Origin of the sequence: Rahnella sp. RcJ3 (genome assembly GCF_009498575.1) — a bacterium.
Taxonomy (GTDB): domain Bacteria; phylum Pseudomonadota; class Gammaproteobacteria; order Enterobacterales; family Enterobacteriaceae; genus Rahnella; species Rahnella aceris.
The window spans coordinates 158,183-180,387 of record NZ_QSNX01000004.1 but is presented as its reverse complement, the minus strand read 5'-3'; the positions used below and the strand labels follow the sequence as shown (position 1 = coordinate 180,387).

The following is a 22,205-nucleotide window of genomic DNA, read 5'->3' as shown; positions in this document are numbered from 1 at the left end:
CCTCTGATGAATGCCACTCACGTTCGCCACGCTCACGAAAATCGGCGCCAGCGTCTTCGATGACTTGCTGACTTAAGGTCGGTGAAAACAGTCCGGCTATCACCCGGACTGTTTTCAAACCTGGCGGGGGAATATCAGCTGATATCTGCGCCGTTCGTCTCGATCACTTTCTGATACCAGTGGAACGATTTCTTCCTGTAACGGTTACCGGTGCCGGAAATCTTATCGTCGAGGTCGACATAAATCAGACCGTAGCGTTTACTCATCTCACCGGTAGACATACTCACCAGATCAATACATCCCCACGGGGTATAACCCATCAGTTCCACGCCGTCGTCAATGGCTTCAGCCATCGCCTGAATATGCTGGCGCAGATAGTTGATACGGTAATCATCGGCAATAAAGTGGTTTTCATCCGGCTTATCGACGGCGCCCAGCCCGTTCTCGACAATAAACAACGGCTTTTCATAGCGATCGTACAGTTGATTGAGGGCAATACGCAGGCCGACCGGATCGATTTCCCAGCCCCATTCACTGGCTTCGAGGAACGGATTGCGCGCGCCGCCAAGCAAGTTGCCCTGCGCCGAAACCGCGTCAGGATTGGTTTTGTTGATGGTTGAAGACATGTAGTAGCTGAAACCAATGTAATCCACCGTATGTTCTTTAATCAGCGCTAAATCACCCGGCTGAATATCCAGTTCAACACCCTGAGACTTCCACAAACTTTTGGCGTAATACGGATATTTACCACCGGCCTGCACGTCGGCGCAGTAGAAATTAAACGCCTGTGTCTCTTTCAGGGTTTCCAGTTGATTAACCGGATTACAGTCATAAGCGTAGTTGGTGGCAAACAGGATCATGCAACCAATCTGAATCTGTGCGTTGGTTTCATGGGCGATTTTGACCGCCAGACTGCTGGCGACAAACTGGTTATGCCACGCCTGGAATTTCGCCTGCGCCTCAAGCGCGCCGGTTTTTACCGTCAGCCCCTGACTCATGATCGGGAAATGCGCCGCGCTGTTGATCTCGTTGAAAGTCATCCAGTACTTCACTTTATGACCAAAGCGGGTCAGCACCGTGCGGGCAAAACGCTCAAAGTGACCAATCAGTTCACGGTTTTTCCAGCCGCCAAACGCGGTAGCCAGATGGAGCGGCATCTCATAATGGGAAATGGTGATCACCGGTTCGATGCCGTGCGCAATACAGGCATCAATCACCTGATCATAATGCTTCAGCCCCGCTTCGTTGGGTTGCTGCTCAATACCGTTCGGGTAGATGCGGGTCCAGGCGATAGAAAAGCGGTAACATTTGAATCCCATTTCCGCGAACAGCGCGATATCTTCCTGAAAGCGATGATAGTGATCGATGCCTTTATGATTGGGATACGTGTAGTTTGCAGGATCAAGGGTAAAATCAAACTCCGGTGAGGAAACGATGTTCAGACGCGCTTTGCCACCCGGAATTGCATCGACAATCGACAGCCCTTTGCCATCCTTATCGTAAGCACCTTCAACCTGATTGGCCGCCGTTGCCCCGCCCCACATAAAGCCTTGCGGAAACTTACCTTTCATAAAAACTCCCTGAATGTGTTGATTGATCCCTCGGATCATTTAGCAAATGAATAATTTACCTGTCAAAACACGGCTCTGCCACAAAAGTTACGCCGATGCCCGGGCTTTCAGGCATAACCGGTGCAGTGATCTAAATCACAGATTTTGCTGCATTAATCGCTCCCTGAACCGCTTATTCCGCGTAATAACCGCTTATCTCCCTCTGTGACCGCTTACCAAGTTTCCCCCCTGCGCGCCTGCGAATTTGGCACCCTATGCGGGCAGTAAAGTGTGTAACAAAACAGGTCCCTGCCTCTCTGAAAGCGGTCCTTAATAAAGAAAACAGAGACGGGTATTTCGTGAGTCTTTTAAAATAACCGGGTTATTTATGAATAAAAAAGCATTATTCAAGCACATACCGTGGATGATTGTGGCTCTCCTCGGTGCCTGCTGTCTGGGTGTGGTTGCCCTGCGGCGGGGTGAACATATCAGTGCCTTATGGATAGTCGTGGCCTCTGTCTCGGTTTATCTGGTGGCCTATCGCTATTACAGCCTGTATATCGCGCAAAAGGTCATGAAACTCGACCCTTCGCGCTCGACGCCTGCGGTAATCAACAATGACGGCCTGAACTATGTGCCGACCAACCGCAACGTACTGTTCGGCCACCATTTTGCCGCTATCGCCGGGGCGGGTCCGTTAGTCGGACCTGTGCTCGCCGCGCAAATGGGGTATCTGCCGGGCGTTCTGTGGTTGCTGGCCGGTGTGGTTCTGGCCGGTGCGGTGCAGGACTTTATGGTGCTGTTCATCTCTTCACGCCGGAACGGTGCGTCCCTGGGCGAGATGATCAAAGAAGAGATGGGGCCGGTGCCGGGCACTATCGCCCTGTTCGGCTGTTTCCTGATCATGATTATTATTCTGGCGGTGCTGGCCTTAATCGTGGTGAAAGCCCTGGCTGAAAGCCCGTGGGGCGTGTTTACCGTGTGTTCTACGGTGCCGATTGCCCTGTTTATGGGCATCTACATGCGCTTTATCCGCCCGGGTCGCGTGGGTGAGATCTCGGTGATTGGCGTGATCCTGCTCGTCGCGGCTATCTGGTTCGGGGGCGTTATCGCCAGCGATCCTTACTGGGGTCCGGCGCTGACCTTCAAAGACACCACCATTACCTTCACCCTGATTGGTTATGCGTTTGTCTCCGCTCTGTTGCCGGTGTGGCTGATTCTGGCGCCGCGTGATTATCTGGCAACGTTCCTGAAAATCGGCGTTATCGTCGGGCTGGCGATCGGTATCGTGATCCTCAATCCGGAACTGAAAATGCCTGCCCTGACCCAGTACATCGACGGCACAGGTCCGTTGTGGAAAGGTGCCCTGTTCCCGTTCCTGTTTATTACCATCGCCTGCGGTGCGGTGTCTGGTTTCCACGCACTGATCGCCTCCGGCACCACGCCTAAACTGCTGGCCTGCGAAACCGATGCCCGGTTTATCGGTTACGGCGCAATGCTGATGGAATCCTTCGTGGCGGTGATGGCGCTGGTCGCGGCATCAATCATCGAGCCGGGTTTGTACTTCGCCATGAATACCCCGCCAGCCGGTCTGGGCATCACCATGCCAAACCTGCACGAACTGGGCGGTGATCATGCGCCGATGATTCTGGCGCAACTGAAAGACGTCACGGCGCACGCTGCAGCAACCGTCAGTTCATGGGGATTTGTGATCTCGCCTGAGCAGATTATGCAAACGGCGAAAGACATCGGCGAACCCTCAGTGCTGAACCGCGCAGGTGGTGCACCCACGCTGGCCGTCGGGATTGCGCACGTGTTCCACAAAATTATGCCGCTGGCCGATATGGGCTTCTGGTATCACTTCGGCATTCTGTTTGAAGCGCTGTTCATCCTGACCGCACTGGATGCGGGCACCCGTTCCGGCCGCTTTATGTTGCAGGATCTGCTGGGTAACTTTATCCCGTTCCTGAAAAAAACCGATTCACTGATCGCCGGGATTATCGGCACCGCAGGCTGTGTCGGGCTGTGGGGTTATCTGCTGTATCAGGGCGTGGTCGATCCGCTGGGTGGCGTGAAAAGTCTGTGGCCGCTGTTCGGTATCTCAAACCAGATGCTGGCCGCCGTCGCGCTGATCCTCGCCACCGTCGTTCTGGTGAAAATGAAACGTACGAAGTACATCTGGGTCACCATGCTGCCAGCCATCTGGCTGCTTATCTGCACCACCTGGGCGCTGGGTCTGAAACTGTTCAGCACCAATGCACAGATGGAAGGCTTCTTCTACATGGCCGGTCAGTATAAAGAACGCATTGCCACTGGCGGCGCGAACCTGACACCAGAACAAGTCAGCAATATGCACCATATTGTCATCAACAACTACACCAACGCCGGGCTGAGTGTTCTGTTCCTGATTGTGGTGTACAGCATCATTTTCTACGGTATCCGCGCCTGCCTGCAGGCACGTAAAACCGACAAACGTACCGATAAGGAAACGCCTTATGTGCCGGTTCCTGCGGAAGGGATAAAAATCGCCTCCGGGCACTGACCGTTTACCTCAAAGCCCCGCACCCGCGGGGCTTTTCAGCATAAATTCAAAGGAGTACGTATGTTTGACAACTTAGGTGCGGCGAAGAAATACCTCGGTCAGGCCGCACGTATGCTGGTGGGCATACCGGATTACGACACCTACGTCCTGCATATGCAGACCAACCACCCGGATACGCCGCCAATGACCTACGAGGAGTTTTTCCGCGAGCGTCAGCAGGCGCGTTACGGCGGGGATGGTAAAGGCGGAATGCGCTGTTGTTAAGGGGAATAAAATTATGATGCCAATTGCAGTCACAGTATTAACAGGCTTCCTGGGTGCCGGGAAAACCACGCTTTTACGCCAGATCTTGCATACCCGGCACGAGATGAAAATTGCGGTGATCGAGAATGAATTTGGCGAGATGCCCATCGATAACCAGCTGATTGGCGACCGTGCCACACGTATCACCACTTTATCCAACGGCTGCATCTGCTGTACCCGTTCGGGCGAGCTGGAATCGGCGCTGCTGGATTTGCTCGACAGCGTGGATAAAGGCGAGGTGCAGTTTGACCGGCTGATAATCGAATGCACCGGCATGGCCGACCCCGGCCCAATCCTTCAGGCGTTTTTCGCGCATGAAGTCATCTGTGAAAGATATGTGTTAGATGGCGTTATCACGCTGGTGGATGCCGTGCATGCCATGTCTCAGTTGGATCAGTTCCCGCTGGCGCAGTCGCAGATTGGTTACGCCGACCGTATCCTGCTGACTAAAACTGATGTGTCCGGTGAATGTCCTGAGCTGACGGAGCGGCTGCAACGCATTAATGCCCGTGCACCGGTTTATAAAACAGTTCAGGGGGATATCGATCCGGCGCTGCTGTTTGATACCCGCGGATTTATGCTGGAGGAAGACGTGGTCGCCGCCAGACCGCTGTTCCACCGCCTCGCGCCACAGCAAAACACCGTTTCCTCGATTGTGGTGGAACTGGATTATCCGGTGGCGCTGACCGCGATATCGAAGGTGATGGAAGAACTGCTGGCCAGTTTTGCCGATAACCTGATGCGTTATAAAGGGATGTTATGGATAGCCGATCACCCGTGCCGCCTGCTGTTTCAGGGCGTACAGCGCCTCTACAGCGCCGACTGGGATCGCGAGTGGCTGCCGGACGAAACGCCGCGCAGTGCGTTAGTTTTCATTGGCATGCAGTTGCCCGAAACTGAAATCCGCGCGGCCTTTGCCCGGCTGCGTCCGGCCAGCTCTGTCTGAGCCATGTGTCCAAAAGAAAAGCGGCGGGGTTTACAGCCCCACCGTCTCTTTCAGTGATTTCAGATAGCGGCGGCTGACCGGCACAATCTGACCATCACGCAGCAGCAGTTCCGCCTGGTTCTTATCCTCCAGACGGATCTCCTTCAGATAATCCATATTCACCAGATATTGCCGGTGACAACGTAACAACGGCGTACGAACTTCCAGCGTGCGCAGGGTCAGTTCGGTGAATGTCTCTTTGCCGTCCTGTCCGGTGACATACACCCCGCCGACCCGGCTGCTGACAAAAGCCACATCTTCAAGCTGCAACAACCAGATACGGTTACTGCTGATACAGGGGATAAACTTCAGCGGCTGCTGATATTGCGGTAACTGTGAGACATCCTGCTCCTGATAGCCCAGTCGTAATCTCGCCAGCGTTTTCTGAAGCCGCGCCGCCTGGATGGGTTTGAGTAAGTAGTCAAACGCGCACTGTTCAAACGCCTGCACCGCATATTCCTCGAACGCGGTGAGGAATACGATGTGCGGGCGATGTTGCTGATCGAGCATGCCGACCATTTCCAGCCCGCTGATGCGCGGCATCTGAATATCAAGAAAGACAATGTCAGGGCGGATTTTGTGGATCACGCCGATCGCTTCAATGGCGTTGGTACATTCACCGACAATTTCAATATCGCTTTCATCCTGAAGCTGTAAACGTAAATTTTCCAACGCCAGCGGCTCATCATCGACAATCAGCACTCTTAACATGGCGCACCCTCCGCAGGCAGCCGTAACGTGACGCGGGTGAAATCATCCGGTTTACAACTGACCGTAATGCCATAATCATCGCCAAAGCGCGCCCGCAGACGTTTATCGACCAGGCTCATACCTAACCCGTCGCTGCTTTCTTCCGGCTGATATAACCCGGCGTTATCTTCCACTTCGATGATCACCATTTCGCCCTCACTGTAAGCGCGGATCACAATATTGCCATTGCTCAGCAACTGAGAAGTGCCATGTTTGATGGCATTTTCCACTAACGGTTGCAGGGTGAAAGCAGGCAGGCTCTGATCAGAAAAGGCCTCCGGCACCTGTAAATCCACCTTCAGTTGCGTCGGAAATCTTGCCAGCTCGATTTGCAGATAGGCATTCACATGCTCCAGTTCATCCGCCAGCGTAACGACTTCAGAAGAGCGTTTGAGATTCTTGCGAAAGAAGGTCGACAGGTACTGCACCAGTTGACCGGCTTTATCACTGTCGTGGCGGATCACCGCCATTAACGTATTGAGGGCGTTGAATAAGAAATGCGGATTAACCTGAGCATGCAACAGCTTGATTTCAGACTGTGCCAGCAACGCTTTTTGTTGCTCAAATTTACCGGCGAGGATCTGCGCCGACAGCAACTGGGCAATCCCCTCGCCCAATGTGCGGTTGATGGAGCTGAACAGACGGTTGCGAACTTCATACAATTTGATCGTGCCAATCACCCGCTGATTTTCACCCCGCAGCGGGATCACCAGGGTTGAACCCAGCTTGCAGCTGGGATGCAGTGAACAGCGGTAAGGCATCTCGTTGCCGTCGGCATACACCACTTCATCGTTCTCGATAGCACGCCAGGTATATTGTGATGCGATGGGTTTGCCCACCAGATGGTGATCGTCGCCGATACCGGTAAAGGCCAGCAATTTCTCACGATCGGTAATCGCCACAGCCCCGATATCCAGCTCTTTCAGCAGCACCTGCGCCACTTTCATGCTGTTCTCTTCGTTGAACCCGCGTCGCAAAATGCCTTCCGTCGAGGCGGCCACTTTCAGCGCGGTGGCCGAAAACGCCGAGGTATATTTTTCGAACATTGCCCGCTTATCCAGCAGGATACGCATAAACATCGCGGCCCCGAGGGTATTCGTCACCATCATCGGTGCGGCAATGCTGCCGACCAGATTAAGCGCATCGTGAAACGGGCGGGCAATAAGCAGGATGATTAGCATTTGCAGTATTTCTGCAACAAAGGTGACACCAGCCGCTACCAGAGGATTAAATAACTTATCGATACGTCCACGTTTGATCAAAACGCTGTGTACCAGACCCCCTAATAATCCCTCGGCGATGGTTGAAATCATGCAGCTCAGCGCCGTCATACCGCCCATTGAATAACGGTGGATCCCGCCGGTCAGCCCCACTACCCCCCCGACCACCGGGCCGCCGAGCAACCCGCCCATCACGGCGCCAATCGCGCGGGTATTGGCAATAGAGTCCTCGATATGCAGGCCAAAGTAGGTTCCCATAATGCAAAAAATGGAAAATGTGATGTAACACAATAGCTTATGCGGCAGCCGAACCGACACCTGAACCAGCGGAATAAATAACCGCGTTTTACTCATCAGCCAGGCAATCACCAAAAACACGCACATTTGTTGTAACAGCAGCAATATCAAATTGAATTCGTACATTCCCGGGCATCCAAAATACGACAAGCTGAAAATATATCGTGCTCAGATAAAATTTACCTTGAACCCGCCAGAAGAATGGGAATATTTTTATTGACGAATTAAATTTAATATTCTTCTAAATGAAATATCAGAAAACTATTTAAAGATGCCGTTCAGCAAACGGTAATATGTATTATGCAGCCACCACGACCCGATATTAATGAATCAGAAAGTCGCATGCCTCTCCGATAAAATCATGACTGACTGCTATTGATATCCCCCGCCTTAGCAGATCTCTGCATCAGCCGGCTCAGTATCAGACAGAAAGCCTCACTTGCAGGGTTATAGCGGTGCTCGTTCACACGTAGCAGACAATCCACGGACGGCAACGGCATCCTCTGTTCAAGTTCGCAAAGATCGCTAACCGGTTTTGCGATGCTGAATTCATTCATTATTCCCACCCCAAGGCCTGCATTTATCGCCGCAAGCATACCTGCCACTGAAGGGCACTCCAGCATCACCATAAAGGTAATATCAGCCTGATTCAGTTTCTCCTCAGCCATACGGCGATAAAAACAATCTGTCCCCCAGGTGATCAGTTTAAGGCGATTACCGGATGCATACCGCCACGAAGGAGGTGCACACCAGTATAATTTTTCTGTCCAGAGTACCTTGTCTTCGCCGCTGGCCATGCCCGTGAAATCCTGGTGTAAAATGATGTCCAGTCCCCCCTCAGAAAAATGCTGACGCAGGAGATGGCTTTGCTCAACAACCAGCTGGACATCCACCTCAGGATGATGGTGAGTGAACAGAGCAATAACTGAACACACTTCTGTCAGAGAAATGTGTTCAGTTACCCCAACACGGAGCTTTCCGCGCAATGCCGAAGGTGAAAAATAGGCCACAGCGTTATCGTGTTCGCTGAGTATTTTCACCGCATGCTGGAGTAACACGCTGCCCTTTTCAGTCGGGCAGGCTTTCCCTGCGTGACGTGTCAGGAGCTGACACTGAAGCTGATCTTCAAGTCGCCTGAGTTTCCAGCTCACAGCAGACTGACTCAGGCTGAGGAGTGAAGCCGTTTTGCTCATACTGCCGGTTTGAACGACAGTTCTGAACACCCTGAGTGAATCAACGGAGAGGCGTTTGTTCATTTTATTATGACAAAAGTGGGTTACCAGAGGGAAAGAATGTCACTGGCGTCATATTCAGTCAACGGATAGCCTGCTCAGACTGAATAAAAGCGGAGCAAACTATGCCAGGTTGTAATCCATTACTGACTCAACACGTTGTGATAAAGGGTTGTCGCATTGCGACGGGGGTCCACGGCTCAGGCACGCCACTGATTCTGGTTCATGGCACGCCTGCGCATTCTGTCATCTGGCAGACACTCGTCCCGATATTTGTCGACGCAGGCTTTCGTGTTCATCTGTATGACCTTCCAGGGTTCGGCGCATCCGAACGCCCGGTGAAAACGGATACATCGGTAGCCTCACAGGTGACTTTTCTGCTACGACTGCTTGAATACTGGCAACTGGATAAAGCACACTTTTTGGGTCACGACATCGGTGGGGCAATTTCACTTCGGCTGGCATTCGATTACCCGGACCGCCTCCAGACACTCACCCTCGCCGATATTCCAAGCTACGACTCCTGGCCATCGTCTACATGGAAAGACATGCGGGATAATTATGCGGAATATGCATTGATACCGGCCAGCCAACATTGTATTGCGATGTCACGCCAGCTAAAGATGGCCGTTTTTAAAAAGGAAGTGATGACAGGGGAACGGCTGGAGAGATATCTCGCGCCACTTTGTGGCGTGGTGGAGCAGGCCTCATTTTATCAGCATCAGGTCGCTCACTATAATTCCTGTTACACGGCAGACTTTGCGGAGAAGCTCCCTCTTCTGAATCTGCCCGTACAGATCTTATGGGGGAAAGAAGATGAATGGCAGCCCGTTGAATATAGCCAGCGTCTGCAACGCGATATTTCGTCTTCCACGCTGCATATCTATGAGCAGGCCGGACACTTTTTGATGGAAGATGCTCCACTGCCTGTAGCCAGACAGGTAGTCGAATTTATTAACAAAAATGAGGTGAGGTAACACTATGGTTCTGATCGGAATGCTGGATTCGCCCTATGTCAGACGCGTGGCTATCTGTATGAAAGTGTTGGGTATTGATTTCGAACATCGTCCGCTCTCGGTGTTTGCCGATTTTGAGACACTGGTGAAAATTAACCCGGCGGTCAAAGTCCCCACGCTTATCACGCAAGACAATCAGGTACTGATGGACTCAACCTTAATCATCAGCTATCTGGAGAAACTGTCCACCCGCTCTCTTGGCAATCCCCCCGAGTCCGGGCCGGAAGGCCTGCGGGAATTATGCCTCACGGGACTTGCTCTGACAGCCTGTGAAAAAGCGGTGCAACTCGTTTACGAACGACGCCTCAGGCCGGAGGAAAAGCAACATCAGCCCTGGGTTGATCGGGTGACCCGACAGCTCCGGGGGACATGGCAAATGCTTGATGACAGCCTGCAGGAAAGCGCCCCTGATATACTGACTGTAGCCGGTATCAGCATCGCCGTTGCCTGGAGTTTTACGGTATCGATGCTGCCAGATATCATGAACGCCGACCAGTATGCGCAAGCGAACAGCTTCACACAGCGGGCCGAACAGCGACCGCAATTTCTGGCAACACCCAGGGTGTAAGTACACCGATCCCTTTCAAAGAGAGCAAATGGATTGAAAGGGATCGATTAACAGGAAAATCCACGATCAGTGTGGTTTCTCACTGGCCGATAACGCAAAGGTTCCCACCGGCATGACAGGCAGGTATTTTTTATAATAATCGTGATAGTTTTTCACCGGATCAATATCCCTGAATAAATCAGGATAAAGGGACTTGGCGATAAACTGCACCATGGTGAAATCCACCAGCGTCCGTGATGCGCCCTGATAAACCCCGAAGAGTTTGTCGTTTTTAATTGCCGGTAATGAACTCCAGCCGTCACGGTGAGCAAATCCGTTGAGTTTTGCTCTTGCTGTAGCTTCATTGACCCCGATGCCCATTTCTAACGCCTTATCGACTTTATTGTTCTCCCTGCCGGAAATAAAAATGACATCCGGTTTGGCAACCAGCAACTGCTCAGGGTTAATTTCGCCCCACTGTTTAACGAAAGGTGCCGCAATATTTTCACCACCTGCGAGACGCAGCATCACCCCCCACATATTTTCACCATAGGTAAATGAATACTCCGCCGGACCTTTATTGCCAAACTCAATATAGACTTTTGGCTTCGGCAGATTCGCCTGTCTGATCCTGTCTTCAATCAGCGTGATGTTATTTTTATAAAGCCGGGCAAGCTCATTCGCGCGATCAGTCTGGCCGGTTAATATCCCGATAATTTCCGTGGATTTCACATGATTTTCCACCGTCTGATCATTGTAATCGAGCACGACAACCGGGATATTCAGGCTCTGAAGCTGCGTGACTTCATACTTCAGGGCGGCGTACTGCCAGCTGGCTAAAATAACCACATCCGGTTTCAGGCTAATCACTTTTTCCAGCGACACGTTGTGCAGGTCGATTTCGCCGATATCCGGAATGTTGGCGATGGACGGACGGTATTTAATATACATATCCCAGTTCGCAGGGACTTTGCCATGCCAGGCTTCGCGGGAGATACCGACAATATGATCAAATGCCTGTTCACCACCGACCGCCATATAATCTTCAAAATAGAAACCTAATACCGCTCTTTTCACCGGGGTTTCTAAGGTTATTTTATTTCCCAGAACATCAGTCAGTGTCGTTGTTGCGGCACCGGACGGTCCGGTTATGACGACTGACAGCATAAAAAGCAAACCATGAAGTAACTTCATTTAATTCCCTTAGGTATTGTGTGATTATTATCTGAGGCTGAAAATTATTTTTATAGCAACCGGTTTATTGCACGGTTTATTTAACTTAAGTCGCCGTAACCCGGTAATACCGCCATGCCCTCATCGCGGCGGGATATTATACGTTTGGTCGGCTGCATCAGTACAGTCACAACTGCATGTTGCCGCAGGTCGGGCAAAAGGGAGCACCTGAGGTGAGTTCGGGTGATAACTGTTAATATGAAGCGGAAAACGCTTCTCAGATGCTGAGCTATAATTAAAATTTACCGATGAGAAGGATACTTATATGGCTCCAGTCGCGAGTATATCAGGTGGCGTAATATTTATTATCATTGGCATCGTGATGCTGTGGTTATTAATCAAGGCTTATAAAGCCAATCAGAACAAGAAGTTCTTCACGCCGAGCAAATGCATGCTGCTCATCGGGACCCTCGTCTCTTTCATTATCTCCCTGGTTTTTTTCACCTCCTCTTCCTGATGCCAGCATAATTTTTCCGTGAATGCCCCGGCCTCTGTGCCGGGGTTTAATATCCCACAGGATCGCCCTCTTTTTCATCCTCGACTATGATTATTATTCGTTGGCTAACGGCCGGTTAACGCGACTATTTTGCGAGGTAAAGTGATGCAACGCGATGCATTGACGACAAGCTGGGGGGCCAGTTTCATTTCCGCCGGGACAGTTCGCTTTCGGGTCCGGGCGCCGGGTCAGGCCAACATGACGCTGAGACTTTCCGGCGAAGACAGAGAAATGCAGCCGACGGAAAACGGCTGGTTCGAGTTTGTGGCAACCGGTGTTTCTGCCGGTCAGGAGTACCAGTTTATTCTGGCCGATGGCATGCCGGTTCCTGATCCTGCCTCGCGCGCCCAGCTGGCAGGCGTCAACGGTCCTTCCCTGGTCACCTCATCATCGGGCTATGCATGGCGAAATCACCACTGGAAAGGCCGCCCGTGGGAAGAAACCGTCGTCTATGAAATGCATATCGGCACCTTCACACCCGAAGGCACTTTCAGCGCCGCGCAGGCAAAACTCGCTTATCTGGCAGAAACCGGCATCACCATGATTGAAGTGCTGCCGCTCTCACAATTTGGGGGGCAACGCGGCTGGGGTTATGACGGTGTTTTGCTGTACGCGCCTCACTCCGCTTATGGCTCGCCGGATGATTTCAAGGCGTTTGTCGATGCGGCGCACGGTGTCGGCATCTCCGTGGTGCTGGACATCGTGCTCAACCACTTTGGTCCGGAAGGCAATTATCTGCCACTGCTCGCGCCGGATTTCTTCGATGCTCAACGCATGACGGCCTGGGGTGCGGGCATCGATTATCAAAACGAAGCGGCCCGCTGCTATATCGTGGAAGCACCGCTGTACTGGCTAAAAGAATACCGGCTTGACGGCCTGCGCTTTGATGCCATCGATCAGATGAAAGACACCTCTTCCCCGCATATTCTGATTGAAATCGCCGAACGAATTCGCGAAGCGATCACCGATCGCCCGGTGCATCTGACCACCGAAGACAGCCGCAACGTCATCTTTTTACACCCGCGTAATGCCGACGGCACCGTGCCACTGTTTACCGCCGAATGGAATGACGATTTCCATAACGCCATCCATGTTCTCAGCACCGGTGAAACCCACGCCTACTATCAGGATTTCGCGCAGAACCCTGAGAAACTGGCGGCACGCGCGTTAGCGGAAGGTTTCGCGTATCAGGGCGAAAAATCACCGCAAACCGCTAAACCGCGCGGTACGGTCAGCCGCAGACAGCCGCCGGTAGCCTTTGTCGATTTCATTCAAAATCACGACCAGATTGGTAACCGTGCGCACGGCGACCGGCTGATCACGCTGGCTGGCGCTGAACGTACGCGCGTTCTGTTCGCCGCCTTATTGTTATCGCCGCATATTCCGCTGATGTTTATGGGCGAAGAATACGGCGAAACCAATCCGTTTCTGTTCTTCACCGATTTTGAAGGTGAGCTGGCGCAGGCGGTTCGCGAGGGGCGCGCCCGTGAATTTGAAGGACACAACGGTTACGGCAACGACGCGGTCCCCGATCCTAACGCTCTCAGTACGTTCGAAAATTCGAAACTTGACTGGCAGAAACTGACACATCCCGAAGGCGAAAACACCCTGGCGCTGACCCGCAAGCTGCTGGCGCTGCGCCGGAAATACATCGTGCCCTTACTGACGCCTGCGAAAGGAGAAGTCGGCCAGATTGTCGAAACCTCAACCGGTTTTCTCGCCGTTAAATGGACATTCCCCCGTGGCACGCTTTCGCTGGTACTCAATGTTGGCCAGGACACGCACCCGCTTCCTGAACTGCCAGGAGAAACGATCTTTGCCTGGCCGCAGGATGCCGCGACGTCGTTGCCCGCTTCCCTTATTGTCCGTTTGGCGCCAGGAGTCTTACTGTGAAAATCCCCACCGCGACTTACCGCATTCAGTTCCGTAATGGACTGAACTTTGACACCGCGACAGGGCTTATCCCCTATTTAAAACAACTTGGGATCAGCCATCTTTATGCTTCCCCGGTGTTTACAGCGACGTCTGGTTCCACGCACGGCTACGATGTTACCAACGCCAACGAAATTGACCCGACGATTGGCGGGCGTGAAGGTTTCGACCGTATGGTACAGGCGCTGAAAGCGGCGGGGATCGGGCTGATCCTCGACATTGTGCCCAATCATATGGCGGCTTCACTTGAGAATATCTGGTGGCGTGACGTCATTGAACATGGCAAAAAGAGCCGTTATGCACGCCATTTTGATATCGACTGGTCGCGTCGCCTGACGCTGCCTTTCCTCGGGGACGCTTTTGAGGATGCGCTGGAAAAAGGCGACATTGTGCTGAAGCCTGATCCCAAAACCGGTCAGCCCGCTTTCGCCTATTTCGATACCTATTATCCCGTTGCGCCCGGCACTCTCACGGCGTCTAAAACAGATGACCTGAGCAAAACAGAACTGGCTGAATTACATGAGCGCCAGCCCTACCGCCTGATGTGCTGGCGTGACGCGCCCCGTGAACTCTCGTACCGGCGCTTTTTCGAAATCACCGGCCTCGCGGGTGTGCGCGTGGAAGACGAGGTAGTTTTCGATGATACGCACCGGCTGATCCTCGAGCTGGTCTGCTCCGGTGTGGCCGATGGCCTGCGGGTCGATCATGTGGATGGTCTTGCCGATCCCAAAGCCTATCTTGAACGCCTGCGGGAGAAGGCCGGGCCGGACTGCTATATCACGGTGGAGAAAATTCTGGGCAAAGGCGAGCGCCTGCCGCCGGACTGGCCGGTCTCCGGCACCACCGGCTATGAGTTCATTGCCTCGCTTTCGGATGTGCTGGTCAACGATGAAAATATCGCAGTGCTTAGCGATCTTTACGACAGTGTGGTCGGCAAACCGGTGGACATGCGCAACGAGCTGCGTGCGGCCAAGCTTATGATGGTGGAAAAGAATTTCGAAGGCGAGTACACCACGCTGTGGGAACTGGCGAACAGCATCGCCGGGACCGGGGGCACGATGTATGACGAAAATGATATCCGTACCGCGCTGCGCGAATTACTGATCGCCTTTCCGGTGTACCGCACTTACGGCACCGAACAGGGTATGCCCGCAGAAGACACCGCGCTTTTGCACAAGATCCTGCGCAAGGTCAGCGCCCCGGCCCTTGCCGTTCAGTCTGAAATCCTTGCGTTTCTGGCGCGTATTCTTTGTGGAGAAACCTCTGCTGCGGCAGCATCGCAGGCCGGTTTATTCCGTACCCGCTTTCAGCAACTGACCGGACCACTGATGGCTAAATCGGTGGAAGACACACTTTTCTTTCGCCAGAACATGGAACTGGCGCTGAACGAAGTCGGCGCTGAACCGTTAATTCGCACCTTCTCCCTCAGCCGCTTCCATACGGAGATGATAAAACGCCGCGAAGAGCAACCGGCGGCGCTTTCCGCGACATCCACGCATGACACCAAACGGGGGGAAGATGCCCGCGCCAGACTGTTTACGCTGACCGAAGCGCCACAAGACTGGGCCGCCTGTGTAAAACGCTGGCACCGGATGAACGAGTCAAAGGTGATTATGCTTCCCGATGGCCCGGCACCGCGCCCTGCGCTGACATGGATGCTGTATCAGGCGCTGGCGGGCGCGTGGCCGGTCACGCTGACGCCTGAAGATGAACAGGGTTTGCAGGAACTCGACGAAAGATTTCAGAGTTTCGTCGAAAAAGCGCTGCGGGAAGCCAAGCTGCGCACCAACTGGGATAACAACAACGAAGACTATGAAAAGGCCGTGCTGGATTACGCGCATCATCTGCTTTCAGCGGAAAACCGGCTATTCCTGCAAGATTTCCATGCGTCGATTCAGCCATTTATCCATGCCGGACTGGTGAACAGCCTGACCCAGACGGTAATCAAACTGATGGCGCCGGGCGTACCGGACATCTATCAGGGCAGCGAGGCGCTGAATTTCAGTCTTGTTGATCCGGATAACCGCCGTCTGCCGGATTTCGCCGGGCTGGCGCGGTTGTTACGACAGGATGATAAAACGGGCCGGGGCCAGGCAGAAAGAAAGCTGAACGGCCAGCTGAAACAATACCTCGTGGCGACGCTCGCCGGGCTTCGCCAGCAAAAACCTGCGCTGTTTCAGCAGGGGGACTATGTTCCGCTCAGTGTGACCGGCCAGCACGCCGAAAACATCATCGCGTTTGCGCGGGTGCACAATGACGATGCGGTGATTGTTGCGGCACCGCGTCTGGTGCTGGGTTTGCCAGCCCGGGGGTTCCCGCAGGCGGAAATTGTACTGCCGCCCCACCTTGCTTACCGGCACTACCGGGATCTGTTCAGCGATAAAGAAATTACGCTGACCGACCAGCTAGACATGGCTGTATGGCCGGGCTTCTCCCCGGTCATCCTGATAGCGTCCTCGCCATCTTAACGGTCGCGTTCTGCCTGGGTTTTAACAATCATATTCGGCAATGCCATTTCGATCCCCTGCTCGATCAGCTTTTCAATAATACGAATATTAATTTCCTGCTGAATATCCATGTATTTATTGTAATCGGCAGTATTGACGATGTGGACCACTTCGATATTCAGGCGATCGGTACCAAAACCCAGCAAATGTGCGCGGTCGAATTTCGTTTCGCCGACATCAATAATAATTTCCTTTACCATGTCACCGATATTGCGCAGCTTTTCCGGCGGCGTATTAATCGCGACACCAAAATTGAAAACAATGCGGCGGGTTTGCATGCGTTTGTAGTTATGCAGCGTTTGCTGGAGCAGGATGGCATTACCGCAAACAATTTGTTCCCCGCTCAGGCTGCGTATCCGGGTCGTCTTCAGGCCAATATGTTCGACAGTACCGGCAACATCATTGAAAACGACGAAATCGCCAATTTCGAAAGGCTTATCAAAACCGATAGATAATGACGCGAACACATCGCTGAGAATGGTCTGGATCGCCAGCGCGATAGCGATACCGCCCACGCCCAGACTGGCGACCAGCGCGGTAATGTTTACGCCCACATTCGCCAGTATCGACAGCAGCATCACCGACCACACTACCGCCCGGAAAATCAGCCCGGTGATCACCAGCGTTACCGGATTTTTGTTCATACCGGGCTGACGCATAATATGACGTAACCACGAGACCACCGCCTGATCCAGCCACAATGCCATCTGGAACGCCAGCACCAGAAACCACGCGTGACTGATGGTGTTGTAGAGATTATCGGGCAGATTAACGAACCGCAGGCTGAACAAAAAAGCCGCAATGAAAATGAGCAAATTACTCGTCCGGTTGAGGATCTCGCCCAGAATAAAACGAATCCGGTGGCTGGCCTCATTAACCTCCCCCCAGCGTTTTACGCCCTTGCGCAAAAACGAGACCAGCCAGCTCAGCAGCCAGTATGTGACAAGCGTGACGACACACATCGTCGCGACACCTATCCAGAACACCGGCGCCATCACCAGCGCGATAAAATCAAAGCGTGATAGAAAATTCATCTTCCCTCCCGGAATTAATCACAAACCTCCAGTATAGGAAACAGGTCAGCGCAGGGGTCAGGAATAGGAAAGGTCGGTAGACAACCGGCGTTGCCGCAGAGGTAAAACTTTGCAGACGTCTTAACGTCATCGGTATTTATATTACGTTCTGTCCGGTTTACTATGATTTCTGGCGTGAGCCCGATGTTCTGAAAAACGTTCAACTGAGGTGCTTGATATGAAAAGAGCTTTAGTGATTGGTTATATGTCGTTCGTTTCAATTGCATTGGTCGCCGCGCTGATAATCGGTGCCCGAAACGGATAACAAAGGCCCGGTAAGGTGAGTGATAACGTCTGGGTGAGTGCGGGGCATGATGCGAAAAGCGTTCTGCCACCCAAAAATATGCGCTCTTTGTGGCACTTTTTTGTCAATGACTTGAACAGGACAGGGGTCTGGGATTACTCTTAGATCAGCTGACGCAAGAGCAGCGGATCGTAAGCACCATACCCTTAAATAGCCCACCCATGAGGTGGGTTCTTTTTTGCCTGTCGCTCAGCATTAAGAATTATCCTGGTCAGAAAGTCATTCAGACGTAAAAAAGCCGGTGATACTTTTGTATCACCGGCTTTTTGCTGCGGGTTAACGCAGAACGAAACTTATGCTTCAGTAATGACTTATGCGTTCAGCAATTGCTGTGCGGTTTTCTCAACCAGCGCCAGCAGGACTTTCACGTCTTCCAGCGTTACTGTCGGGTTCAGCAAGGTCAGCTTCAGACAGGTGACGCCATTATGCTCGGTCACACCGACGTTAGCACGGCCAGATTCCAGCAGCGCATCGCCGATTTTCTGGTTCAGCAGTGCAATAGCCGCATCGCTGCTGCCCGCCAGTTGCTCAGGACGATAACGGAACAGAACACTCGCCAGTTGCGGCTTCATCACCAGTTCCAGCGCGGCTTCAGAAGTCACATATTGCGCGACTTCCTGCGCCAGCGTCACACCGTGATCGATAATCGCGGCGTATTGTTTCTGCCCTAATGCTTCAAGCCCCATCCACAGTTTCAGTGCATCGAAACGACGGGTGGTTTGCAGGGATTTGGACACCAGATTCGGTACGCCAGCCGCTTCGTCGAACTCAGAGTTCAGGTAAGCCGCCTGATAACGCATCAGCTCGTAATGACGCTCTTCTTTGAGCAGGAATGCGCCGCAGCTGATGGTCTGGAAGAACTGTTTGTGGAAGTCCAGCGTGATGGAATCCACTAACTCGATGCCGTCCAGATAATTGCGGTATTTTTCGGACAGCAATAATGCACCGCCCCATGCCGCATCCACATGCACCCAAATCTGCTGCTCTGCCGCCAGTTCAGCAATAGCACGCAGCGGGTCGATAGCCCCCGCATCGGTGGTACCGGCTGTCGCCACAATGGCCAGGATCTGATCGCCACTGGCTTGCGCCTGTGCCACTTTCTCGCGCAAATCGTTGAGATCCATACGGGCAAACTCATCGGTTTTCACCAGCGTGACACACTGATAGCCCAGACCGAGCAGCGCCATGTTCTTCTGCACAGAGAAATGCGCGTTTTCAGAACATAACACTTTAATCTTGCGCAGATTACCGACCAGCCCATCCTGCTGAATGGAATGCCCCTGACGCGCGAAGAAGGCATCGCGTGCCAGCATCAGCCCCATCAGATTGCTCTGGGTGCCGCCGCTGGTGAACACGCCTGCGTCGCCAGCCTGATAGCCCACCTGAGTACGCAGCCATTCGATCAGCTTCATCTCAATGATGGTTGCTGACGGGCTTTGATCCCAGGAGTCCATACTCTGGTTCGTGGCGTTGATCAGCACTTCCGCCGCCTGGCTGACCACCAGACTCGGGCAATGCAAATGCGCCACACATTGCGGGTGATGCACAGACAGGCTGTCTTTTAAAAAGTACTCAATCGCACGTTCAATCGCGGCCTGGTTACCCAGACCGTTTGGATTGAAGTCCAGCCTGATACGTTCACGCAGCTCAGCAACGGTTTTGCCCTGATACATCTCAGGTTGTTTCAGCCACTGCACAACAGCTTCACTGCTCTGCGCAATGGCCTGCTGGTAGGCTTCAGTGCTTTGCGCTGAGCCTGCCAGAATCGGATTTAACTCGGACATCAGAATCTCTTACTCCGCTCAGACAGGTTTGATGCCAGCCGCTAACAGCGCCTGCTCAAACTTATCGAGGAAAATACCCAGCTCATCGTTGGTGATCAGCAGGGAAGGCAACAGGCGCAGCACACAACCATTACGGCCACCGCGTTCGAGGATCAGGCCAGCCTGGAAGCATTTTTTCTGCAGCAATGCAGACAATTCGCCGTCAGCCGGATAGCAACCCATGTGATCCTGCGCTTCGTCTGGTTTGACGATCTCAATACCGATCATCAGGCCCAGACCACGCACGTGACCGATAACCGGATAGCGTTTCTGCATGTCAGCCAGTTTGGCTTTCAGCCATTCACCCTGCGCTGCCACTTTCTCGGCGATTTTTTCTTCTTTCAGGATTTTCAGCGTGGTCAGGCCGGTGGCCATCGCCAGCTGGTTACCGCGGAAGGTACCGGTATGGTGACCCGGAGCCCAGGCATCGAACTCTTTCTTAATACCCAGAACCGCCAGTGGCAGACCGCCGCCGACCGCTTTGGACATCACGATAATATCCGGCTCAATGCCCGCGTGTTCGAAGGCAAACTGTTTGCCGGTACGGCAGAAACCCGCCTGCACTTCGTCGAGGATCAACAGAATGCCGTGTTCCTGAGTCACTTTACGGATGCGCTGCAACCACTCAGCCGGAGCCGGGTTCACGCCGCCTTCGCCCTGAACCGCTTCCAGAATGACAGCTGCAGGTTTGCGAACGCCGCTCTCAACGTCGTTGATCAGGTTTTCGAAGTAATAGGTTAATGCTTTAACGCCAGCGTCACCGCCAATGCCCAGCGGGCAGCGGTACTGGTGCGGGTAAGGCATAAACTGCACTTCCGGCATCATGCCATTAACAGCTTCTTTCGGAGACAGGTTACCGGTCACCGCCAGTGTGGCGTGTGTCATACCGTGGTAGCCACCCGAGAAGCTGATGATACCGCTACGGCCGGTGACTTTTTTAGCCAGTTTCATGGCAGCTTCAACAGCGTCAGCACCCGACGGACCGGTGAACTGCAGGCAATACTCTTTGCCCTGTTGTGGCAATAAAGAAAGCAGATATTCAGAGAACTGATCTTTCAACGGTGTTGTCAGATCCAGTGTATGTAACGGCAAGCCGCTGGTAATGACATTTTGGATGCTTTGCAGCACGTCAGGATGATTATGTCCAAGAGCAAGCGTACCCGCACCGGCCAGGCAATCAAGATATTGATTATTCTCAACATCCGTGATCCAAACGCCATTGGCCTTCGCAATTGCCAGAGGCAACTTACGTGGATAGCTCCGAACATTCGATTCAAATTCAGCTTGTCTTGCCAAATAGGTTTCATTGTTTCCGTTTAATGAATTCGCACCAAAACTGTCAATACGGACTTTATCCGTCATCATATCTCTCCTACAACCGTGTGTTATTAGAACGCCACAATTGAATAAATTTGATTAAGAAAATTACAAGCGTATGAAAAACGCGGCCAATATATGGCTTTTTTGCCCCCACCTCAATAATTTATTTTGTATAGATTTGTTTATTCTTTCCTATAGGAATCAATATGTTGATGATTTAATGAACGATCGTGCTGACTTAACTCCGTTACACGGTCATTAATAAAGCACTAAAAAGCACATCCGTCTTGCGGAACGACGGGTCAACACGCGACATATCAGGCTTAAAATCACACCGTTGTCAGGCATCAATACCCCTGCGGCTACGACGTCGCACCGGAGGTTGATGCCCGGTGAACAGTCTTTCAGGAAAGTTGTTTAATTATAGCCTGCGGCCGTTATATGGGCCATGATATTAAAGTACGGTGCAGTAACTGGCTGAATAGCCGTCAGATATAAATTTTGAAATATATTACACCGCGACATCGGTGCGGTTATTACATAAATAATACAGAGAATAATGTCCGCCGCGTATATAAACAATCCCTTCGGATATTTCCCTAATTATTCAGCTCATTAACCCGACCTTTGCGGTAGAACTCATATAAGGTGACGTAATCCTGGAACACCTGCGACAAAATCGCATCGGTTTCCGGCGGAAGGATGCTGTTGGTCTGCATCTGATAGCGCGTTCGCACCGCATCAATCCACAGTTTATCAGCCGCCGGACCCGGTTCCTGAACCAGATGAGCCAGCCAGTACACCGTGTTTTTCTTCACCGTCACCACAGGCTCAGGGCAACGGCAGCACCACCAGACCGGTTGCAGTATTTTGGAAAATAAAACGCCGCTGACTGATTGCCAGACCGAAGAGGTCAACGGTAGCGGAACCCACGCGCGCTGCCAGTGCGTAGCCTGTCCCGTCAGCAATGACATCATGAGCGCCTGCGCAGATCCTGAAAACGGCCTGGACATTCTATTCCCTTCTCTTGTTTCTAAAATAACCCATATCTGCCCGTTACACGGCAATCAAAAAG

17 protein-coding genes are annotated in these 22,205 nt (G+C 52.6%); 7 read left to right on the top strand and 10 right to left on the bottom strand.

All coding sequences use genetic code 11. The features are described 5' to 3' along the window. Nucleotides 1-134: 134 nt before the first annotated feature. Entirely contained in the window at nt 135-1,571 is a 1,437-nt protein-coding gene (locus DXU84_RS07275; RefSeq protein ID WP_131637479.1) for a glycoside hydrolase family 1 protein, read from the bottom strand. A gap of 367 nt (nt 1,572-1,938) precedes the next feature. On the opposite strand from DXU84_RS07275, the gene DXU84_RS07270 reads away from it, so the two are divergent. The 3 genes from DXU84_RS07270 to yjiA are packed head-to-tail and all read left to right on the top strand — an operon-like array spanning nt 1,939 to nt 5,341. Further along, nucleotides 1,939-4,092, top strand: coding sequence for a carbon starvation CstA family protein (locus tag DXU84_RS07270; RefSeq protein ID WP_112197341.1), 2,154 nt, complete (start codon nt 1,939-1,941; stop codon nt 4,090-4,092). Between the two features lie 60 nt (nt 4,093-4,152). Then, on the top strand, nt 4,153-4,356 hold the full coding sequence (locus DXU84_RS07265) for a YbdD/YjiX family protein (RefSeq protein ID WP_013578144.1): 204 nt from the start codon (nt 4,153-4,155) through the stop codon (nt 4,354-4,356). Between the two features lie 13 nt (nt 4,357-4,369). Then, complete coding sequence (yjiA, locus tag DXU84_RS07260) at nt 4,370-5,341, top strand: GTPase (RefSeq protein ID WP_014416674.1); 972 nt, start codon at nt 4,370-4,372, stop codon at nt 5,339-5,341. A gap of 30 nt (nt 5,342-5,371) precedes the next feature. Here yjiA and btsR read toward each other — a convergent pair whose 3' ends face one another. From btsR to DXU84_RS07245, 3 genes are all read right to left on the bottom strand, one after another. Then, the gene (gene btsR, locus DXU84_RS07255) at nt 5,372-6,091 is read right to left on the bottom strand and encodes a two-component system response regulator BtsR (RefSeq protein ID WP_013578142.1); all 720 of its coding nucleotides are present in this window, start codon (nt 6,089-6,091) and stop codon (nt 5,372-5,374) included. Then, the gene (locus DXU84_RS07250) at nt 6,085-7,773 is read right to left on the bottom strand and encodes a sensor histidine kinase (RefSeq protein ID WP_153375252.1); all 1,689 of its coding nucleotides are present in this window, start codon (nt 7,771-7,773) and stop codon (nt 6,085-6,087) included. The genes btsR and DXU84_RS07250 overlap by 7 nt, the downstream gene beginning before the upstream one ends. A gap of 233 nt (nt 7,774-8,006) precedes the next feature. Next, nucleotides 8,007-8,903 carry a LysR family transcriptional regulator gene (locus tag DXU84_RS07245; protein WP_013578140.1) on the bottom strand — a complete coding sequence of 299 codons (897 nt, stop codon included), beginning with the start codon at nt 8,901-8,903 and terminating at the stop codon, nt 8,007-8,009. Between the two features lie 101 nt (nt 8,904-9,004). Here DXU84_RS07245 and DXU84_RS07240 point away from each other — a divergent pair, with 101 nt between their 5' ends. Further along, nucleotides 9,005-9,856 (top strand): alpha/beta fold hydrolase, encoded by an 852-nt coding sequence (locus DXU84_RS07240; protein ID WP_153375250.1) that lies wholly within the window; start codon nt 9,005-9,007, stop codon nt 9,854-9,856. A 4-nt stretch (nt 9,857-9,860) separates the two neighbouring features. Next, entirely contained in the window at nt 9,861-10,463 is a 603-nt protein-coding gene (locus DXU84_RS07235) for a glutathione S-transferase (RefSeq protein ID WP_013578138.1), read from the top strand. Nucleotides 10,464-10,529: 66 nt separating this feature from the next. Here the strand turns inward: DXU84_RS07235 and DXU84_RS07230 are convergent, their stop codons facing one another. Both DXU84_RS07230 and DXU84_RS25310 read right to left on the bottom strand, forming a co-directional pair. After that, entirely contained in the window at nt 10,530-11,636 is a 1,107-nt protein-coding gene (locus DXU84_RS07230; RefSeq protein WP_153375248.1) for an ABC transporter substrate-binding protein, read from the bottom strand. A 373-nt stretch (nt 11,637-12,009) separates the two neighbouring features. Beyond that, nucleotides 12,010-12,141: a hypothetical protein gene (locus DXU84_RS25310; RefSeq protein WP_255347777.1), complete on the bottom strand. Its 132-nt coding sequence runs from the start codon at nt 12,139-12,141 to the stop codon at nt 12,010-12,012. Between the two features lie 135 nt (nt 12,142-12,276). On the opposite strand from DXU84_RS25310, the gene treZ reads away from it, so the two are divergent. Together treZ and treY are read left to right on the top strand one after the other, a co-directional pair. Next, entirely contained in the window at nt 12,277-14,064 is a 1,788-nt protein-coding gene (gene treZ, locus DXU84_RS07225) for a malto-oligosyltrehalose trehalohydrolase (protein ID WP_153375246.1), read from the top strand. Beyond that, nucleotides 14,061-16,571 carry a malto-oligosyltrehalose synthase gene (gene treY / locus DXU84_RS07220; protein ID WP_370461743.1) on the top strand — a complete coding sequence of 837 codons (2,511 nt, stop codon included), beginning with the start codon at nt 14,061-14,063 and terminating at the stop codon, nt 16,569-16,571. Before treZ ends, treY begins: the two co-directional genes overlap by 4 nt. Here treY and DXU84_RS07215 read toward each other — a convergent pair. The 4 genes from DXU84_RS07215 to DXU84_RS07200 all read right to left on the bottom strand — a co-directional run bounded on the left by DXU84_RS07215 (nt 16,568) and on the right by DXU84_RS07200 (nt 22,143). Beyond that, nucleotides 16,568-17,644, bottom strand: coding sequence for a mechanosensitive ion channel family protein (locus DXU84_RS07215; protein ID WP_013578133.1), 1,077 nt, complete (start codon nt 17,642-17,644; stop codon nt 16,568-16,570). The two genes, treY and DXU84_RS07215, sit on opposite strands and share 4 nt — an antisense overlap. A gap of 654 nt (nt 17,645-18,298) precedes the next feature. Then, nucleotides 18,299-19,771, bottom strand: coding sequence for an aspartate aminotransferase family protein (locus DXU84_RS07210; protein WP_131637467.1), 1,473 nt, complete (start codon nt 19,769-19,771; stop codon nt 18,299-18,301). An 18-nt stretch (nt 19,772-19,789) separates the two neighbouring features. Further along, on the bottom strand, nt 19,790-21,175 hold the full coding sequence (locus DXU84_RS07205; RefSeq protein ID WP_014416667.1) for a diaminobutyrate--2-oxoglutarate transaminase: 1,386 nt from the start codon (nt 21,173-21,175) through the stop codon (nt 19,790-19,792). Between the two features lie 554 nt (nt 21,176-21,729). Continuing rightward, a complete protein-coding gene (locus DXU84_RS07200; protein ID WP_041673406.1) occupies nt 21,730-22,143 on the bottom strand; it encodes a hypothetical protein in 414 nt (137 codons plus the stop codon). Between the last annotated feature and the right edge of the window lie 62 nt (nt 22,144-22,205).

What these genes read in the sequence shown, in the direction of transcription:
- DXU84_RS25310 (WP_255347777.1), bottom strand. Translation starts at nt 12,141, where the DNA reads ATGCTGGCATCAGGAAGAGGAGGTGAAAAAAACCAGGGAGATAATGAA.
- DXU84_RS07275 (WP_131637479.1), bottom strand. Translation starts at nt 1,571, where the DNA reads ATGAAAGGTAAGTTTCCGCAAGGCTTTATGTGGGGCGGGGCAACGGCG.
- DXU84_RS07265 (WP_013578144.1), top strand. Translation starts at nt 4,153, where the DNA reads ATGTTTGACAACTTAGGTGCGGCGAAGAAATACCTCGGTCAGGCCGCA.
- DXU84_RS07250 (WP_153375252.1), bottom strand. Translation starts at nt 7,773, where the DNA reads ATGTACGAATTCAATTTGATATTGCTGCTGTTACAACAAATGTGCGTG.
- DXU84_RS07235 (WP_013578138.1), top strand. Translation starts at nt 9,861, where the DNA reads ATGGTTCTGATCGGAATGCTGGATTCGCCCTATGTCAGACGCGTGGCT.
- treZ (WP_153375246.1), top strand. Translation starts at nt 12,277, where the DNA reads ATGCAACGCGATGCATTGACGACAAGCTGGGGGGCCAGTTTCATTTCC.
- DXU84_RS07210 (WP_131637467.1), bottom strand. Translation starts at nt 19,771, where the DNA reads ATGTCCGAGTTAAATCCGATTCTGGCAGGCTCAGCGCAAAGCACTGAA.
- DXU84_RS07245 (WP_013578140.1), bottom strand. Translation starts at nt 8,903, where the DNA reads ATGAACAAACGCCTCTCCGTTGATTCACTCAGGGTGTTCAGAACTGTC.
- DXU84_RS07205 (WP_014416667.1), bottom strand. Translation starts at nt 21,175, where the DNA reads ATGATGACGGATAAAGTCCGTATTGACAGTTTTGGTGCGAATTCATTA.
- DXU84_RS07215 (WP_013578133.1), bottom strand. Translation starts at nt 17,644, where the DNA reads ATGAATTTTCTATCACGCTTTGATTTTATCGCGCTGGTGATGGCGCCG.
- DXU84_RS07230 (WP_153375248.1), bottom strand. Translation starts at nt 11,636, where the DNA reads ATGAAGTTACTTCATGGTTTGCTTTTTATGCTGTCAGTCGTCATAACC.
- yjiA (WP_014416674.1), top strand. Translation starts at nt 4,370, where the DNA reads ATGATGCCAATTGCAGTCACAGTATTAACAGGCTTCCTGGGTGCCGGG.
- DXU84_RS07240 (WP_153375250.1), top strand. Translation starts at nt 9,005, where the DNA reads ATGCCAGGTTGTAATCCATTACTGACTCAACACGTTGTGATAAAGGGT.
- btsR (WP_013578142.1), bottom strand. Translation starts at nt 6,091, where the DNA reads ATGTTAAGAGTGCTGATTGTCGATGATGAGCCGCTGGCGTTGGAAAAT.
- DXU84_RS07270 (WP_112197341.1), top strand. Translation starts at nt 1,939, where the DNA reads ATGAATAAAAAAGCATTATTCAAGCACATACCGTGGATGATTGTGGCT.
- DXU84_RS07200 (WP_041673406.1), bottom strand. Translation starts at nt 22,143, where the DNA reads ATGTCCAGGCCGTTTTCAGGATCTGCGCAGGCGCTCATGATGTCATTG.